This is a genomic window from Pedococcus sp. KACC 23699, from assembly GCF_045348425.1.
Taxonomy (GTDB): domain Bacteria; phylum Actinomycetota; class Actinomycetes; order Actinomycetales; family Dermatophilaceae; genus Pedococcus.
Window position 1 is genome coordinate 958,915 of the sequence record NZ_CP157483.1, and the last position, 16,923, is coordinate 975,837.

Annotated in this window: 15 protein-coding genes and 1 pseudogene; 3 read left to right on the forward strand and 13 right to left on the reverse strand. The window is 70.5% G+C overall.

Annotated features, from left to right (window positions below):
- Positions 1 to 55: 55 nt before the first annotated feature.
- Positions 56 to 262 carry a DUF6582 domain-containing protein gene (locus ABEG17_RS04435; protein WP_406832079.1) on the forward strand — a complete coding sequence of 69 codons (207 nt, stop codon included), beginning with the start codon at positions 56 to 58 and terminating at the stop codon, positions 260 to 262.
- Positions 263 to 616: 354 nt separating this feature from the next.
- On the opposite strand, the gene ABEG17_RS04440 is transcribed toward ABEG17_RS04435, so the two are convergent.
- The 11 genes and pseudogenes from ABEG17_RS04440 to ABEG17_RS04490 form a co-directional block, all read right to left on the reverse strand.
- Entirely contained in the window at positions 617 to 976 is a 360-nt protein-coding gene (locus tag ABEG17_RS04440; protein ID WP_406832080.1) for an MmcQ/YjbR family DNA-binding protein, read from the reverse strand.
- A gap of 99 nt (positions 977 to 1,075) precedes the next feature.
- The gene (locus ABEG17_RS04445) at positions 1,076 to 2,083 is read right to left on the reverse strand and encodes a molybdopterin-dependent oxidoreductase (protein WP_406832081.1); all 1,008 of its coding nucleotides are present in this window, start codon (positions 2,081 to 2,083) and stop codon (positions 1,076 to 1,078) included.
- Positions 2,080 to 2,352 (reverse strand): Smr/MutS family protein, encoded by a 273-nt coding sequence (locus ABEG17_RS04450; RefSeq protein WP_406832082.1) that lies wholly within the window; start codon positions 2,350 to 2,352, stop codon positions 2,080 to 2,082. The genes ABEG17_RS04445 and ABEG17_RS04450 overlap by 4 nt, the downstream gene beginning before the upstream one ends.
- Positions 2,353 to 2,448: 96 nt before the next feature.
- Positions 2,449 to 3,063, reverse strand: coding sequence for a DUF1294 domain-containing protein (locus ABEG17_RS04455; RefSeq protein ID WP_406832083.1), 615 nt, complete (start codon positions 3,061 to 3,063; stop codon positions 2,449 to 2,451).
- Between the two features lie 441 nt (positions 3,064 to 3,504).
- Positions 3,505 to 3,864 carry an excalibur calcium-binding domain-containing protein gene (locus ABEG17_RS04460; RefSeq protein ID WP_406833129.1) on the reverse strand — a complete coding sequence of 120 codons (360 nt, stop codon included), beginning with the start codon at positions 3,862 to 3,864 and terminating at the stop codon, positions 3,505 to 3,507.
- 564 nt (positions 3,865 to 4,428) lie between these two features.
- Positions 4,429 to 4,533 (reverse strand): annotated as a pseudogene (locus tag ABEG17_RS04465) (DUF2510 domain-containing protein); the annotation flags it as partial.
- Between the two features lie 182 nt (positions 4,534 to 4,715).
- Positions 4,716 to 5,516 carry a lysophospholipid acyltransferase family protein gene (locus ABEG17_RS04470; RefSeq protein WP_406832084.1) on the reverse strand — a complete coding sequence of 267 codons (801 nt, stop codon included), beginning with the start codon at positions 5,514 to 5,516 and terminating at the stop codon, positions 4,716 to 4,718.
- A 7-nt stretch (positions 5,517 to 5,523) separates the two neighbouring features.
- The gene (gene guaA / locus ABEG17_RS04475) at positions 5,524 to 7,134 is read right to left on the reverse strand and encodes a glutamine-hydrolyzing GMP synthase (protein WP_406833130.1); all 1,611 of its coding nucleotides are present in this window, start codon (positions 7,132 to 7,134) and stop codon (positions 5,524 to 5,526) included.
- An 84-nt stretch (positions 7,135 to 7,218) separates the two neighbouring features.
- Positions 7,219 to 7,596, reverse strand: coding sequence for a DUF3817 domain-containing protein (locus ABEG17_RS04480; RefSeq protein WP_406832085.1), 378 nt, complete (start codon positions 7,594 to 7,596; stop codon positions 7,219 to 7,221).
- A complete protein-coding gene (locus tag ABEG17_RS04485; protein WP_406832086.1) occupies positions 7,568 to 8,332 on the reverse strand; it encodes an SURF1 family protein in 765 nt (254 codons plus the stop codon). Before ABEG17_RS04485 ends, ABEG17_RS04480 begins: the two co-directional genes overlap by 29 nt.
- A gap of 4 nt (positions 8,333 to 8,336) precedes the next feature.
- Entirely contained in the window at positions 8,337 to 9,638 is a 1,302-nt protein-coding gene (locus tag ABEG17_RS04490) for a YncE family protein (protein ID WP_406832087.1), read from the reverse strand.
- Between the two features lie 166 nt (positions 9,639 to 9,804).
- On the opposite strand from ABEG17_RS04490, the gene ABEG17_RS04495 reads away from it, so the two are divergent.
- The gene (locus ABEG17_RS04495; protein ID WP_406832088.1) at positions 9,805 to 11,550 is read left to right on the forward strand and encodes an ABC transporter ATP-binding protein; all 1,746 of its coding nucleotides are present in this window, start codon (positions 9,805 to 9,807) and stop codon (positions 11,548 to 11,550) included.
- A gap of 98 nt (positions 11,551 to 11,648) precedes the next feature.
- Complete coding sequence (locus ABEG17_RS04500) at positions 11,649 to 13,427, forward strand: ABC transporter ATP-binding protein (protein ID WP_406833131.1); 1,779 nt, start codon at positions 11,649 to 11,651, stop codon at positions 13,425 to 13,427.
- 138 nt (positions 13,428 to 13,565) lie between these two features.
- Here ABEG17_RS04500 and ABEG17_RS04505 read toward each other — a convergent pair whose 3' ends face one another.
- The gene (locus ABEG17_RS04505) at positions 13,566 to 15,284 is read right to left on the reverse strand and encodes a GMC oxidoreductase (RefSeq protein WP_406832089.1); all 1,719 of its coding nucleotides are present in this window, start codon (positions 15,282 to 15,284) and stop codon (positions 13,566 to 13,568) included.
- Complete coding sequence (locus ABEG17_RS04510) at positions 15,281 to 16,873, reverse strand: succinic semialdehyde dehydrogenase (protein ID WP_406832090.1); 1,593 nt, start codon at positions 16,871 to 16,873, stop codon at positions 15,281 to 15,283. The genes ABEG17_RS04505 and ABEG17_RS04510 overlap by 4 nt, the downstream gene beginning before the upstream one ends.
- Positions 16,874 to 16,923: the final 50 nt, after the last annotated feature.

Sequence of the window (16,923 nt, forward strand, 5' to 3'; positions counted from 1 at the left end):
CGGTTGAGGGGCGCCCCGAGTGGGTAACACCAGAACCTCAGGATGGGAGAGAAAGATGTCCAAGGACCTCAGCAACAGCAAGAACCGCGACAGGCTGAAGAAGTCGTCGTTCGCCCTGCCCGAGCAGGAGAAGTACCCGATCCCTGACATCGAGCACGCTCGGAACGCCTTGGCGAGGGTGGCGCAGCATGGCTCCGAAGACGAGAAGAAGAAGGTCCGGGCGGCGGTCGAGAAGAAGTATCCGAGCTTGAAGCACGACTGAGTGATGGAGGTGGTGACGTGAAAGGCGCGCGGCTTCGCGACCAGAACAAGTGGGATCTTGCCCTGGCCGCGATGACGGTCGTAGTGACTGCTCTCGCGGCAGGCGCCGAGGCTACCCGCTACCTGGGGGCCAAGGTGAGGACCGCGCCTCGCGGCCATGGTTCGTAGCAGGGCGCCTCGCGGCCATGGTTCGTAGCAGGGCGACCCGCGGCGGATCGACGAGCCACCTTGAGCGCGGCTGCGAGAATGCTTGAGGTCGTGAACCTCGCTTCGACGGGCACGGACGTTGCGTACGCGCATAGGACGTTGCGTACGCGCATAGAAGGTCTGGGGTCCGAGCGACCGATGGGTCCACTCAGCCGGGACCGTTCGGGTGGGTGAGGTCGTAGGCCCGGGACACTTTCTGGGGTACGACCATGCGCCATGCGTCGACCACCAGCTCTCGCGCCTCGCTCGGATCAAGGGCGGCCAGGTTGGCGTGGACCCAGTGGAAGCGCATGTCCGACGCCGATGGCAGGGAAAACGTGACGGGATCGCCCGCCACGAGGGCGGCGCGTTCGTCCCGTGGGAAGGCGAATCCCATGACGGCCTCGTCAAGGGAGAAGGCGACGTACACGATCTGCTTGACGCGAAACTTGAGCCTGCCCCGGACGTAGACCGGGTAGGAATGATCCAGCTCCCTGCCCAACCTCATGACATCCTCGATCGCGGCCATCATGCCCTCCGGTGACGATGCTTCCACGAGATCGACTCCGCCGTCGGCTCGAACTCATCGACGCGCTGGTCGATCATCCACCGGGTCGCGGCAGAAATCTCACCTCAGCGGGAGGGGCGGCTCGACCCACCACGGGCGGTCGTCGTGGCTGATCCGAACGACCCACTTGACCCAGTGGTACCCGCGTCGACCCGGAACCACCAGACGGGCTGGCGCCCCGTGCCCTGAGGAGAGCCCGGCGCCGTCGATCGCGGTGGCGAGGAGCAGCTGGTCGGTCAGCGGCAGTCGTCGGGAGTATCCCGTCGCGCTGGTCACCTCGACGGTTCCCCGGGCCCCTGGTGGCAGCAACCTGCTGAGGCGCACCCCCGACCACTCCTGCTCGGTCCACCACCCGCCTGTGCAGTCCAGGACCGCCACCTGCCGGTCGTGCCACCGGGCAAGCTCTGCCAACGACCAGTCGCGCGATGCGCCGCCCGTCGTCACGGTCAACCGCCACGATGCCGGGTCGAGCTCGGGCACCTGGTCGAACAGCCACGACGTGGCTGGGATCGCAGTGACCGAGGACGACGCGAGCTGGAACGACCCGGTCGGCCGACGTATGCCGCGTCGCGCCCTGAACACGCCGGTCGCCTGGACGCCCGCCTCGAGCACGACGGCGACGGAAGTGAGCACTGCCAGGCGGACGAACGAGCGACGCGACAGGTCAGTCCGGCGCGAGCGGACGCGACGCTGCAGGGCGTGAGCCACCGTCAGGACGACCGCCACGATGCCGGCACCCACGTGCAGCTGCAGCGTCGTGACTTTCGAGTCCCGGAACAGCACACCGACGACGTGGGCGAGGCCAGTGACGAGGGCCAGCAGCACACAGACACCCAGGAGCACGGATGTGGCTCGCCCGGGTCTCCGTTGGCGCTGCGTCCGGCGCAGCCCTCGGCGCACGACCGTCGACTTCCACGGCACCAGAACGACCACCAGGAGGGCGACGACTCCGTGGAGGATGGCAACCGGCCAGACCGGTCCGCTGCCCAGCAGGAACATCAGGAACCCCGTCACGGCCGTCAGCGGGACCACGACCAGCAGGGCCAGGTTTGCCAGTCGACCGTTCATCGACGTCGGGCCGGACCCTTCCACCTGAAGTGGACGACGATTCGACCGTGGTTGGCCACATCCTTCTCGACCCGGTGATACAGGGCGCGGTTCTCCTTCTCGTCCAGGAAGCGCAGCACCCTCTTCTTCAGCGCCCCTGATCCCTTGCCGGGGATGATCTCCACCAGCGGAGCCTTCTTCGCCACTGCCTCGTCCATGACGGCACGCAAGGCGCGGTCGATGTCCGCGCCTCGGTTGTAGATGTCGTGCAGGTCCAGCGAAAGCTTCACCCCGCCATCCTGCACCCGTCCGGTGCGGTCGACATCAGCTCCAACGGCCAACCGATGGGCGGTCCGCGCGATTCCCCCTCGCGGCGGTAGGGCGCCTCATTCAGACCAGAGCTCAGCAATGGGCACGTCCAGCACGAAGCCGGCCAAGGCTACGCAGTTCGCGACCACCGTGCACCAGAAGATGCTGCGGAACGGCTCCTTCGTCGTCTTGTGTCGAAAGACCCTCCGCGCCACCAGAGCACCTGGCCACCCACCCAGCAGGGCGATGACGTGCAACGTCGCCTCCGAGGTCCGCCACTGCCCATTGACGGCTGCCACTTTGTCGACGCGGTACATGATGAGCGCGACGCCGCTAAGAACGGCATAGGCGGCCAGCAGTGCGCTCGGTACCTCCCCGAGCAGCAAGAGGCCGAGCAGGACAGCCACGAACAGCGAGACGACTGTCAGCGCCGAGGCGATCGGGCCAAGCCCTGGCGCACCCGCTGGTTGACGGCCGACGTACGTCACCTGAAGGGCGCGTGGCCGTTTGAGCTCGTCCTGACCAAGGACGTAGGACACCTTGCGACCAGAGGCGGGCCGCCGTCCACGAGGGAAGGCACTGATGTGAACGAAGACGCCAGCTCCACCGTCCGGTGGCTCAATGAAGCCGAAGCCTCGTGCGTCGTTCCACTCCTTCAAAACGCCCTCGTGGCGTTCTCCTCCACCGCCCATGGGCGCTTCGCCTCCCCATTCGTATCGTCAGCCGAGCTGGTCGTCCTTAAGGCCGATGCCATTCCAAGTCACCGAGCGCGGGAGCCGATGCTAGCGAAGCGACTGGACCGGGTTGGAGCCCTCAGCGCTTTCTCACAACAGGCGCTCGGCGACCTGGCGACCGCCATGACCTTCGCGGGTTGGCGCACTGCTCAAAGGAGTTGGGCACCCGACAGGCGGCGATATGACGCGGGCGCGACGCTCATAACAAGCAGGGATCCCCAATCGCCCTAGTGTTCGTGGGCATCTGCCACTCGCTCAGTCAGGTTTGAATCTGGGTTGGCGCCCTTTGGCGCACCCGACGTGTGCACCAATCACCCTGCCAAAGACTCTAAATGCCTTCAGGAACGTCCCGGCCGGGGCGGTCCGCACCGAGCGTGAGTCACCAGACCGAGCTTCAAATCACGCTTCGCAGGCGATCCCGTCGCCGTCGCGGTCGCTGCCAGAGTTCGCCTCGTAAAGCGAGCGACTGTACACAGGCGCGTAATTGGCGTGGCCACCACTGCTGCGGTGATCGACTGCACCGGGCAGCGCCACGCCACCCTTGTAGTCGGCATGCATGTCAGTGCAGTTGTCGTAGGACGTGGCGGCTGGCGGAGGTGGCGGCGGGGATGCAACTGCCTTCGCCTTCGCCTCTGCTGCTGCTTTCGCCTTAGCCGCAGTCTTCGCCTTAGCCGCAGCCTTCGCCTTAGCCGCAGCCTTCGCCTGGGCTGCAGCCTTCGCCTGGGCTGCAGCTTGAGCCTTTGCAGATGCTGCGGCCACCGCCTTTGCTTGCTTTGCTGCAGCATCCCTCGCAGTCTTGGCTGCGGCGTCGGAAGCTGCCTTCGCGGTCGCAGCAGCTGCGTCGGCCGTGGCCTTCGCCGCAGCGTCCGCTGCGGCTTTGTCCGCTGCAGCGGCGGCAGCAGAGTCCGCTGCTGTCCTTTCGGCTGCGGCCGCCTGAGCCGCTGCATCGGCTGCGGCGTCTGTGGTGGGTGCAGTGCCGCGGCTCGTCAGGGCCAAACCAGTAGCAGTGGGGGTGGCCGGGGGTGCGGCCACTGCACCGATGGTGAGTAGAGCCAAGGCCGCACCGATCGCGACCCCACCCGCCCGGCGGCTACCCAATCCGGCCCAACCAACGCGGCCGCGAGCCAAGGCGACTACCCCAAGCACCAGGGCGAAAAGCCCAGCCAAGATTGTGGCGCCGCTAAAGCCGGAACTCAGGGCGCCGAGCAGAGCGGTAAAGGCCAAACCTCCCCAACCGAATGCCGCGGCCTTGCCGAAGCGCCGGCTACCAGGCCCAGCCAACTTCGTAGGCTCCGATGATGACTGGCCAGTTGGTTTGGTCGGCCCACCCGGCGCAACGTGCTCAGTCCACGATTCGCCATTCCAGTACCTCTGCTGTCCATCAGCCTGCGGGTACCAGCCGGCTGGAGCGTTTGTGGTGTCGGTCATCTCGTCGCTACATCCCCTTAGTTGAGCGCAACATATCCGCCTGCCACCTTGGATGCCGGCGGGTTGCCGAAATCGTGGTGGTGCCTCGAGGCGGGATCCAGCCCTCGTTCGCGACAATCCAGCCCACCTCGCGGCGGAAAGGGCGACCTCGTCGCTGGCATTCAGGACGGTAAGGCGGGTGCTCAGTCCTGGGAGCCGGCAGCCATGGCCGCCTTGACGTCCGAGGCGTACTGGTCGGAGCGTTCCTGGCCGGACAGCTCGGCGATGGCGTCCATGGTCGCGTCCGTCACGGCCCGCAGGAGTGCGGCCTTCTGGTACCGCTCCCCCAGCCCGGCAACATCGATCGGCTGGCCGAAGCGGACGGTCACCTTTCCGGGCCGAAAGCCGTTGGAGCCGGGAGGCTGGACCTTGTCGGTCCCGATGACCGCGCACGGGAGCAGCGTGGCGCCGGTGCTCAGCGCCATACGGGCGACGCCTGTGCGCCCCCGGTGGAGGCGACCATCGGGCGACCTCGTGCCTTCGGGGTAGACGCCGAAGGCCTCACCGCGACGCAGGACGTCCTCGGCCAGGCCGAGCGAGCCCGCAGCGGCACGGGGGTCGGCGCGGTCGACCGGGATGGTGCCGCCGGTGGAGTGGAACCACCGCACCGCGGCACCACGCAGGCCCCGACCCTGGAAGTACTCCGCCTTGCCCAGGAAGTGCACCTGCCGGGCGCAGGCGAGCGGGATGACGATCGAGTCGATGAACGACAGGTGGTTGGAGGCGACGATCAGGGCGCCCTCGCGCGGCACGTTCTCGCGACCCTCGACGCGCAGCCGGGTGAGGAGCTTGAGCGGCGGTCCGATGAGCACGTGCCGCATCACGGCCCGGCTGAGCATCTCCATCGGGGTGACGGCGCCGGATCCGCCGGCGGTCGACGCGCCGGACCCACCGCCGGACTCGCGGCCGGTCACCGCGCCGCCCGACGTGCCGACGTCAGGCACGACCGGGTCACTCCCACTCGATGGTGCCCGGGGGCTTGCTCGTCACGTCGAGCACCACGCGGTTGATCTCACGCACCTCGTTGGTGATCCGCGTGGAGATCTTGGCAAGCACCTCGTAGGGCACCCGCGTCCAGTCGGCGGTCATGGCGTCCTCGGAGGACACCGGGCGCAGGACCACGGGGTGGCCGTAGGTGCGGCCGTCACCCTGCACCCCGACCGAACGCACGTCACCGAGCAGCACCACCGGGCACTGCCAGATGTCGCGGTCCAGACCAGCGGCCGAGAGCTCGTGCCGGGCGATGGCGTCCGCCGCACGAAGAATGGAAAGCCGCTCGGCGGTCACCTCGCCGACGATGCGGATGCCGAGGCCGGGGCCGGGGAACGGCTGGCGCCACACGATCGCCTCGGGCACACCCAGCTCGAGCCCGACCTGGCGCACCTCGTCCTTGAACAGCGACCGCAGCGGCTCGACGAGCTTGAACTGCAGGTCGTCCGGGAGTCCGCCCACGTTGTGGTGTGACTTGATGTTGGCCGCACCGGTGCCGCCACCGGACTCGACGACGTCGGGGTAGAGCGTGCCCTGCACGAGGAACTCCACCGGGTGGTCGGAGTCACCGCGCGAGCCGACGACGTCGCGCGCGGCCTGCTCGAAGACCCGGATGAACTCGCGGCCGATGATCTTGCGCTTCTGCTCGGGGTCGGACACCCCGGCCAAGGCGTTGAGGAACTGTTCGCGAGCATCCACGACGACGAGGTCGACCCCGGTGGCGGCGACGAACTCCTTCTCGACCTGCTCGGCCTCCCCCTGCCTCAGCAGGCCGTGGTCGACGAAGACGCAGGTCAGCTGGTCGCCGACGGCCTTCTGCACCAGGGCAGCTGCGACGGACGAGTCGACCCCACCGGACAGGGCGCACAGCACGCGGGACTCGCCGACCTTGTCGCGGATCGCGCCGACGAGCTCCTCGACGACGTTGGCCGCCGTCCAGTCACCCTCGAGCTTGGCGCCGCGGTAGAGGAAGTTCTCGAGCACCCGTTGGCCGAAGGTCGAGTGCATGACCTCGGGGTGCCACTGCACGCCATACAGCTGGCGCTCGTCGTCCTCGAACGCGGCGACGGGCGCACCGGCGGTGGACGCGGTCACGCGCATACCCGACGGCGCCTGGGTGACCGAGTCGCCGTGGCTCATCCACACCGACTGGGAGGTGGGCTGACCGTTGAAGAGGGTGGAGCCGGTGTCGGAGACCGACGCCGGGGTGGAGCCGTACTCACGCAGTCCGGTGTGCGCGACCGTGCCGCCCATCGCCTGGGCCATCGCCTGGAAGCCGTAGCACATGCCGAAGACCGGGACACCGGCCTCGAGCAGCGCCGGGTCGAGGGAGGGGGCACCCTCGGCGTAGACCGACGAGGGCCCACCGGAGAGCACGATCGCCGCGGGACCCTTGGCAAGCATCTCGTCGACCGGCATCGTGTGCGGGACGACCTCGCTGTAGATGTTGGCCTCACGGACCCGGCGCGCGATCAGCTGGGCGTACTGAGCGCCGAAGTCGACGACCAGCACAGGCTGCGCCTGCAGCGGCGTCGAGTCGACCTCCGCCCGGGCACCGTCCGACGCCTCCACGCGGTCGTCGTCCTGGGCCTGGGTGATGTCGGTGGTGTCACCGGCGGGGGTGTTGCTCACAGGGGCGTCGCTCACGGGGCAAGGCTACCGGCGTGCGGCAGCCAGCCGACCCTCGACCTCGGCGGCGACCTTGCGCTCGGCCCAGAAGGACAGGAACGGCACGACACCGGCGAGCATCACCAGCACCATCTTCCCCAGGCCCCAGCGGATCTTGAACCCCAGGTTGGCCGTCGCTGCGAGGTAGCCCATGTAGATGAAGCCGTGCGGCTGCGGCCACCAGTTGAGGGGGTTGCGGTCGCCCTTCATGTCGAAGCCGTAGGACATCACCACCTCTGCCACCAGCAGCAGCAGGCCGATCCCGACGACGAACGCCATGACCTTGAAGATCTTCAGCGCCTTCTCAGCAGCCTCGACGTCCTTGATGCTCGTGACCTCAGCCGACATGTTCGTCCTCTCGCTCATGCTGCGCATCATCGCGCACCATCCTGAACCACATGAACGCGGCGAACCCCGCGAAGACCCACCACTGCAGCGCGTATGCCGCGTTGCGCCACTTGAGCCCGCCCGTCACCTCGGGTGGCGGCACCCGGTGCAGGCCCTCGGCGGGCGCGATCCCGGCGCCCGTGGCGGACTTCTCGGACTGGGCGAAGACGAACGCGTTGTAGAGGTCGCCCGGCCAGCGGTTGACCAGGATCGACAGGTCGACCGACCCCAGCACCTCCGGCCCCGCGGCCGGCAGCGCCGCAGGAGCGACGGACGGCGACTCCCCCGGGGCGAGCGAGCCGTCGACCGACACCTCGCCCGCCGGCGCCCGGCCGGCCGCGGCCGGGTCGCTGACGAACCCGCGCACGACGGCGAGGCGGGCGCCGGTCTCCGCGACGACCAGCGGCGTCACGACCCAGTAGCCCTGCCGCCCGTCGAGTCGGCGCGGGCCGACGAGGAACTGGTCGGCCGGGACGTACTCGCCGACCGCGGTGACGGCACGGTTCGACTGGGGGTTCGGGAACGCCTCGTGGGGTCGGATGACGGTGTCGACCAGGGCAGGTCTGGCCTCGTGGGCCTTGCGCAGCGCGTCGGCGAGCCCCTTGTCCTGGGCGACGTGCAGCTGCCACAGGCCCAGCTGGGTGAACGTCACGATGATGAGGACGAGCAGGGCGAACAGTCCCAGCCAACGGGGCTTGAGGGCGGTTCGCAGCACCTCGTCAGGCTACGGGACGCCTCGAGTCGTCGAAGACGAGGATGCTCCCGCCGTAGCAGGCGACCCAGACGGCCTTGCGCGTCGGCTCGTAGGTGATGCCGATCGGGTGCTGGTCGGTGGCGACCTCGCCGATGATCTTGAGGTCGCTCGTGCGCATCTTGCTCACCGTCGACGACTCGTAGTTGACCGAGTAGATGGCGGTGCCGTCGGAGGAGATGGTCAGGGACCGGGGCTGGTTGCCGACGTGCGTGGTCGCGAGCACCGCCCCCGTCGACCGGTCGAGCTTGGCGACCGTGCCGGAGCCGTTGTTGGTGACGTAGAGGTACTTCGCGTCGGGGCTGAGGACGATGTGCCGCGGCCCGTTGCCGGTGGTGGCGAACCGCTTCACGGCCTTGGTGCGCAGGTCGACGGTGACGATGCGGTCCGAGCCCATCAGCGCGACGTACGCGGTGCGGCTGTCCGGGGCGACGACGATGCCTCGCGGGTAGGCGCCACCGAGCGGGATCCGGGACACCTCACGGTTCGTGGCGATGTCGATCACCGACAGGTCCCAGGAGCACCAGTTGGTCACCAGGACGGTCTTGTCGTCCGGGGTCACGGCGACGTACTTGGGGACGGCGCCGACCTCGACGACCCGGTCGATCGCGAAGGTGGCGGTGTCGACGCGGTAGACGGTGCTGGTCGAGGTGCCGTCACCGGCGCGGCAGCTGTCCAGGCCCTCGGGGCCGTACCCCGCGCCATACATCGAGTAGTTGGAGATCCACGCGTGCTTGCCGTCCTTGGTGAAGGCGGCCTCGACGGGGGCGCCCTTGGTGGTGCCGGGGTGTCCCTTGATCCCGAACTTCGCGAGGTCGACCGAGTCCTTGATCGTCGCGAGCAGGGCACCGTCCGCCCCGAAGGCGGCCACGGAGTGGCTGTACATCATGTTCTGGGCGACCACCAGACCCGACGGGGACGCGACCACCGACTTCGGGGTGAGGTTGCCGGTGAGCCGCATCGTGCGCACGAGCGCGGTCTCCGCCGCGGTGCTCCCGGCCCCGCCCTGCGGGACGGCGGGGCTCGGCTTGGGGGCGGCGACCTTCGGCGTCCTCGTTGGCGTCGGCACGACCGGCGCCTTGGCCTGCGCCTGGGCGACGGGCCGTGCGGGCGCGGCCTCGACGTGGTCGCTCCCGAACAGGCCGCCCACCTGGCTGACCGCGAACGAGGCCCCGCCCAGGAAGACGACGGCGGCTGTGGCAGCCGCGATCCGCCGCCGGACGTACTTGTCGTCGAGACGGGTTCTTCGGGTGGGCGCCGAGGGTGACACGCCGCCATGGTAGGCAGCCCCCGTCGACGGGGACGGCAGGCGCACCGGGCGCCCTCGGAAGTCCTCACGTGGGCCCTGCGCGGGGCGGGCCGGGCGACCAGGCGGCGGCGCCGCCCGGAAAACCGGTGTCGGCTCGTCGGTGCCCACCCCTACCGTGGGGACCCTGATGCGCGAGATCCCCTTCCCCGATCCCGGCCGACCCGACACCCGCAGCACGCTGCGGTTCATGGTGTGGATCGGTCGCGAGCAGTGGCGCACCCAGCTCCTCGGCGCCCTCACCGGCATGGTGTGGATGGTCTCGATCGCGCTGATCCCCGCGGCCCTCGGCAAGGGTGTCGACGAGGGCATCGTCCCCGGCGACCTCGGTGGTCTCGTGAAATGGGCGCTGGCCCTGCTGGTGCTCGGGGCGATCGCCGCATCCACCGCCGCGGCCCGCCACTTCTTCGCGGTCCACAACTGGCTCTACGCCTCCTACCGCAGCGCCCAGCTCACCGCCGAGGGCGCCGAGCGGGCCGGCCCGGTGCTCACCAGGGTCATGCCGGCCGGCGAGGTGGTCACGGTGTTCGCCAACGACGTCATGCGCCTCGGCGGCCTGTATGACGCGATGGGCCGGTTCGCCGGTGCGGTCACCAGCTACGTCGTGGTCGGGGCGATCCTGCTCGCCGCCTCGCCCCCACTGGGCTGGCTCGTGCTCGCCGGTGGCCCGGTCATGCTGGCCAGCCTCACCCTCATCGTGCGGCCGCTGCAGCGCCGGCAGGCCTTGCAGCGGGAGGAGGCCGGGCGACTGACCACGCTCGGCGCCGACACCGTCGCCGGGCTGCGGGTGCTGCGCGGCATCGGTGGTGAGCAGACCTTCCTGCGCCGCTACGAGGAGCAGTCGCAGCGGGTCCGCCACCGCGGGGTGCACGTCGCCGGCATCCAGGCCGCCCTCGACTCCGCCCAGGTGCTGCTGCCCGGCATCTTCGTCGTGCTCGTCACCTGGCTCGGCGCCCGGCAGGCCATCGCGGGTGAGATCTCCGCGGGCCAGCTGGTGGCCTTCTACGGGTACACCGCCTTCCTCACCATGCCGCTGCAGACCGCCATCGAGATCGTCGACCGCGGCATCCGGGCGCACATCGCTGCCGACAAGGTGCTGCGGGTGCTGGCTGTCACCCCCGACCACGACGCGACGCGCGCAGGCACCGCTGCTGCACCTGGGGACCAGGCCGACCTCGCCGACCCGCTCTCGGGCACCGTCGTCCGCGGCGGGCTGCTCACCGCGATCGTCTCGGCGCGGCCCGAGGAGTCGGCGGCAGTCGCCGACCGGCTCGGGCGCCACGGCCCCGGCCCGCACCAGACGACGTGGGGCGGCACGCGCCTCGACGACCTCGCGATCGGGGACGTCCGCCGCCGCGTGGTCGTCAGCGAGCCGGACCCCAGGCTGTTCACCGGGGTCGTGCGGGACCAGCTCCTCGGGGCCGGCGCTCGTGACGGCCACACCGGTGGCACCGACCACGCCGACGCGCGGGTGCTCCGGGCGCTGGAGGCCGCGAGCGCCACCGACCTCCTCGAGGCCCTGCCCGACGGCCTCGACGGCACCGTCGAGGAGCGCGGCCGGTCCTACTCCGGCGGCCAGCGCCAGCGGCTCGCGCTGGCCCGCGCGCTGCTCACCGAGGCCCCGGTCCTCGTCCTCGTCGAGCCGACCAGCGCGGTGGACGCCCACACCGAGTCCCGGATCGCCGAGCGCCTCGCCGACCACCGCCGCGGCCGCACCACCGTGGTGACCACCGTGAGCCCGCTGCTGCTGGGCCACGCAGACGAGGTGGTGCTGCTCGAGGACGGCCTGGTGGCCGCCCGCGGCACGCACCGCGACCTGCTGGGGCACGCCGCATACCGCCGCGTCGTGCTGCGCACCGAGGAGGACGAGTCGTGAGCGGCCAGACCCATCCCGACGAGGTCCGGACCGACCCCACCCGGCGCACCCTTCCGGTCGCCGACTCCCGCGCGGTCTGGGAGCACACCCGTGAGCTGATGGGCAGCCACCGCGGGCTGCTCAGCCGCGTCCTCGCCCTGCACGCCCTCGCCGCGCTGGCCGCCCTCGCCGCTCCGTGGCTGGTCGGTCGGCTGGTCGACGAGGTCAGCGGCCGCGGCAGCCTGGGCGCCGTGGACCGGATCGCCGTCGGCCTGGCCGTCGCCGTCGTCGCGCAGACCGGTCTGACCTGGGCTGCGCGCCGGTTGTCGTTCATCCTCGGGGAGACGGTGTTCGCCCAGCTGCGCGAACAGTTCGTCGCCCGCGCGGTGAACCTGCCGCTGTCGACCGTCGAGCGGGCCGGCACCGGTGACCTCGTGGCGCGCACCACCAACGACGTCGAGGCGCTCTCGCACGTGGTGCGATTCGGCATCCCCTCGTTGTTCGTCGCCGTGATGACGGTCGCGATGACCATCGTCGCGGCCCTGTTCACCTCGCCCCTGGCGAGCCTGGCCATCCTCGCCGGGCTGCCGTTCTACTGGTTCTCCACGCGGCGCTACCTGCGGTATGCCGCCAACGGCTACCTCTGGGAGCGCGCCACCTACGCCTCGCTCAACGGGGTCGTCACCGAGACCGTCGACGGCGCGCGGACGATCGACGCACTGTCGCTGGCCGCAGTCCGTCGCCACCGGTTCCACGAGGCGCTGCGCGAGTGCTACCGCGCCGAGCGCTACACCCTCGGCCTGCGGTTGCGGTGGTTCCCGTCGGTGGTCTTCGGCTACTACGTGCCGACGGCTGCGGCGGTCCTCTGGGGCGGGTGGCTGGCCATGAACGGCAACATCACCGCCGGCGCCGCCACCGCGGTGACCCTCTACGTCCAGCAGATGGTGGGCCCCCTCGACGAGGTACTCAGCTGGCTCGACGAGATCCAGGTCGGGGCGACGTCCTTGGCCCGCGTGATCGGTGTGGGGTCCGTCCCGCCGGACCGCACCGCCACGGGCGAGCACCCCGACGGATCCGACCTGTCGGTCGACGACGTCCGCTACTCCTACCGTCCCGGGCACGACGTGCTCCACGGGGTGAGCCTCGACCTGCACCCCGGCGAGCGCCTCGCGATCGTGGGTCCCTCGGGAGCCGGCAAGTCCACCCTCGGTCGCCTCATGGCCGGTGTCGACGGCCCTCGCGAGGGCCGGATCGACGTCGGTGGCGTGCCGCTGGTCGACCTCGAGCTGGGCGAGCTCCGCGGCGAGGTCGCCCTGGTCACGCAGGAGCACCACGTGTTCGTGGGCTCCCTGGTCGACAACCTCCTGCTGGCCCGCCCGCAGGCCACCCGTGACGAGCTCGCCGAGGCGTTGCGGGCGGTGGACGCCCTGGCTTGGGCCGAGGGTCTGCCGGACGGGCTGGACACCGTCGTGGGCAGCGGCGGACACGTCCTGACCGAGGCCCAGTCGCAGCAGCTCGCGCTGGCGCGACTGGTGCTGGCCGACCCGCACACCCTCGTCCTGGACGAGGCGACCTCGCTGCTCGACCCGCGCGCCGCCCGGCACCTCGAGCGGTCGCTGGCCGCGGTGGTGCAGGGTCGGACGGTCGTGGCCATCGCGCACCGACTGCACACCGCCCACGACGCCGACCGGGTCGCCGTCGTGGAGGACGGCCTCGTCAGCGAGATCGGCACCCACGACGAGCTGGTCGCCGCCGGCGGTGCGTATGCCGCGCTGTGGGCCTCCTGGCGCGACGAGGCACCCGCTGGCGGGTCACCCGCCGGTGGGGCGCGCGCGGCTTCGGCCCGCGCAGGGGTCTCCGCGGGGGGCGGACCGCACAAATCCGGGGAGAACGCGTAACCCCAGGTCACGGGGTTCGTTGGGCCGGGTGGTGTGGCTGGAGATCCCACCCCCGGCTCATCTCCAGCCACACCATCAGGGACGGCGGTTGAGGGAAGCAGGGGTCCCTTTAACCGCCGTCTCCGACATCTGCGGCCCTTAAGCCGCTCCGAACCTCGTCACCGCGGGGCGGGCCGCCTTGACCGGCTCGAGCGCGAGGTAGCCGTCGCCCTGCTGCGGTCGCGGGTCGTGCTCACCCTTATTGGGCCACAACGACATCGCCCGCTCGGCCTGGGCGGTGATGCTCAGCGACGGGTTGACCCCGAGGTTCGCCGAGATCGCCGAGCCGTCGACGACGTGCAGGTCGGGGTAGTTCCAGACCCGCTGGTAGCCGTCGACGACCCCACGGTCGGGGCTCGAGCCGATCGGGACCCCGCCGAGGAAGTGGGCGGTCATGGGGATGTTGACGACCTCGCCGATGCTGCCGCCGGCGAAGGCGCGCAGCCCGGTGGCCTCGGAGAGCCGGACGGCCAGGGCCTTCATAGCCTCCTGCCCGGCGGGGATGTAGGTCGGGTTGGGCTCACCGTGGCCCTGGCGGGAGGTGAGGCCGCGACCGCCGAGACGTCCGCGGGTCCCGATGACCTGCAACGAGTTGTCGCGGCTCTGCATGATCAGCCCGATGACGGTGCGCTCGCTCCAGCGGTACTGCGACAGTGACCGCGCGAAGACCACCGGGTGCTTGGCCGCCTCGACGAGGAACTGCAGCGGCCGGGGCAGCCGGTCCCCCGGGACGAGGATCGTCGCCATCGCGCCCATGAGGTTGGAGCCCGGCCCGTAGCGGCAGTTCTCGACGTGGGTGTCGGCGGTCGGGTGGAACGACGAGGTGATCGCCACACCCCTGGACAGGTCCTCGCCGCGCGGGACCTTCTCGACCATCACGCCGTTGAGGGCCTCGGAGTTGGTGCGGGTCAGGTGGCCCAGTCGTGAGGAGAGTCGTGGCAGCGCGCCGTTCTGGCGCAGCGTGTGCAGGAGCTTCTGCGTGCCCCAGGTCCCGCCCGCGAAGACGACCTGGTCGGCCGTGACGGTCCGGCGCTCGCGCCGCAACCAGGCACCGGTGGCCTCGTGCGTCACGGCATACCCGCCCCGACGGCGGGGGGCGACGCGCACGACGGTGCGCATCGGTTCGATGGTGGCGCCGAGGTTCTCCGCGAGCGCGAGGTAGTTCTTCACCAGGGTGTTCTTGGCACCGACCCGGCAGCCGACCATGCAGTTGCCGCACTGGGTGCAGCCGGTGCGCTCGGGACCCGCACCACCGAAGTAGGGGTCGGGGACCCTGCGGCCGGGCATGCCGTAGAAGACGCCGGTCGGGGTCTTGCGGAAGGTGTCCCCGACGCCCAGGTCCTCCGCGGTGCGCCGCATGACGTCCTCGACGATGCCCTCGCACGGGTTGGTGACGACGCCGAGCATCGCCGAGGCCGTCGAGTAGTGCTGCTCGAGCTCGGCCTGCCAGTCGGTGATGTCGCTCCACTGCGGGTCACGGAAGAACGACTCCGGCGGGACGTAGAGGGTGTTCGCGTAGTTGAGCGAACCGCCCCCCACCCCGGCGCCCGCCAGGACCATGACATCCGGCAGGCGGTGGATCCGTTGCACCCCAAAGCATTTCAGCCTGGGAGCCCACAGGTAGCTGCGCACGTCCCACGAGGTCTTGGCGAAGTCCTCGTCACGGAACCGGCGACCGGACTCGATGACGTGGACGCGGTACCCCTTCTCGGCCAGCCGCAGGGCGGTGACCGATCCGCCGAACCCCGAGCCGATGACGAGGACGTCGACGTGGCTGCCCGCGGGCAGGCTGGAGTCGCTCCGTACCGGCGTGCTCATCGGCGACCGACCGCCTTGAGCGTCCGCAGGGCGGCGGTCATCACGCGGGCGTAGGACTCCTCGGACAGCCCCATCGAGGGGGCGATGGGCAGGAGGTACTGCGCCGTGACGTTCTGCGACTCGGTGTACTTGAGGATCCCCTCGCTGCCGTGTCGGCGGCCGACGCCGGACTGCTTCATCCCGCCCATCGGCGCGGCCACGCTCCCCCACGCGGCGGCATACCCCTCGTTGACGTTGACGGTGCCGACCGCGATGGCTGTGCCGATCCGCCTGCCACGAGCCACGTCGCGGGTCCAGACGGAGGCGTTGAGGCCGTAGTCGGTGTCGTTGGCGAGACGGATCGCCTCGTCGTCGCTGTCGACGCGGTAGATCGACACCACCGGGCCGAAGGTCTCGTCGTCGCGCACGTCCATGGCAGCGGTGACGCCCGCGAGGACGGTCGGCTCGTAGAAGTAGGGCCCGAGGTCGGGGCGGGGGCGCCCGCCGGTGAGGACACGGGCGCCCTTGGCGCGGGCGTCGTCGACGTGGTCGGTGACGCGGGCGAGCTGGGCCGCCGAGACCAGCGAGCCCATGTCGGTGCCGAACTCCAGCGCCGGCCCCAGGGTCATCGACCCCACCGCCTCGACGAGCCGGGCGGTGAACTCGTCGGCCACGTCGGCGTGCACGATCAGGCGCTCGACCGATATGCACAGCTGGCCGGCCGAGGAGAAGCACGCGCGAACCGCTCCGGCGACGGCCTTGTCGAGGTCGGCGTCGTCGGCGACGTACATCGCGTTCTTGCCCCCCAGCTCCAGGGAGTAGCCGGCGAGCCGGCCCGCGACGGAGGTGGCGACGCTGCGCCCGGTCGCGGTCGAACCCGTGAAGCAGACGTAGTCGGCGAGGTCCACGACGGCCTGGCCCACGGTCGGCCCGTCACCGAGGACCACCTGGAGCACCGACTCCGGCAGGCCCGCCTCGGTGAGCAGCTGCACGGCCTGCAGCGCGGTCAGCGAGGCCTGCAGGTCCGGGCGCAGCACGACGGCGTTGCCGGCCATGATCGCGGGGATGGCATCGGTGATCGCCAGGGACAGCGGGTAGTTCCACGGGCTGACGATGCCCACGACCCCGCGCGGGTGGTGGTGCTCGGTGGTCTGGGTGAGCACGGGGAAGAGCCCAGCTCGCCGCTTCGGTCGCAGGTAGGCCGCTGCGGAGCGGCCGTAGTGCCTCGCCACCAGGGCGACGTCGGCGACCTCCTCGAACGCCTGCCCACGCGTCTTGCCCGACTCGAGCTGGACGACGTCGAGCAGGTCGACCTGACGGTCGAGGACGAGGTCGTGGTAGCGCAGCATGATCCGCTCGCGGACCTCCATCGGGGTCCGCGACCAGGCGCGCTGGGCCGCCCGGGCCGCGTCCATGGCCGCGGCGACGTCCTCGCGGGTGGACAACGGCAGGGACGCCAGCGGCGCACCGGTCATCGGGGTGTGGCTCACGTGGTGGTCCGCGCGCGGGGCGGCGACCACCCGCCGGGCCAGCCGTCGGACGAGCGCCGGGTCCACGGCATACGTCGCGGTGGGATCGGTCTCGGGGTCGGCGATGAGGTCCGGAGCCATAGGGGCAGCGTAGGTCCGGCCCCGCTTCATTACCAGTAGTAAGTTAGCGG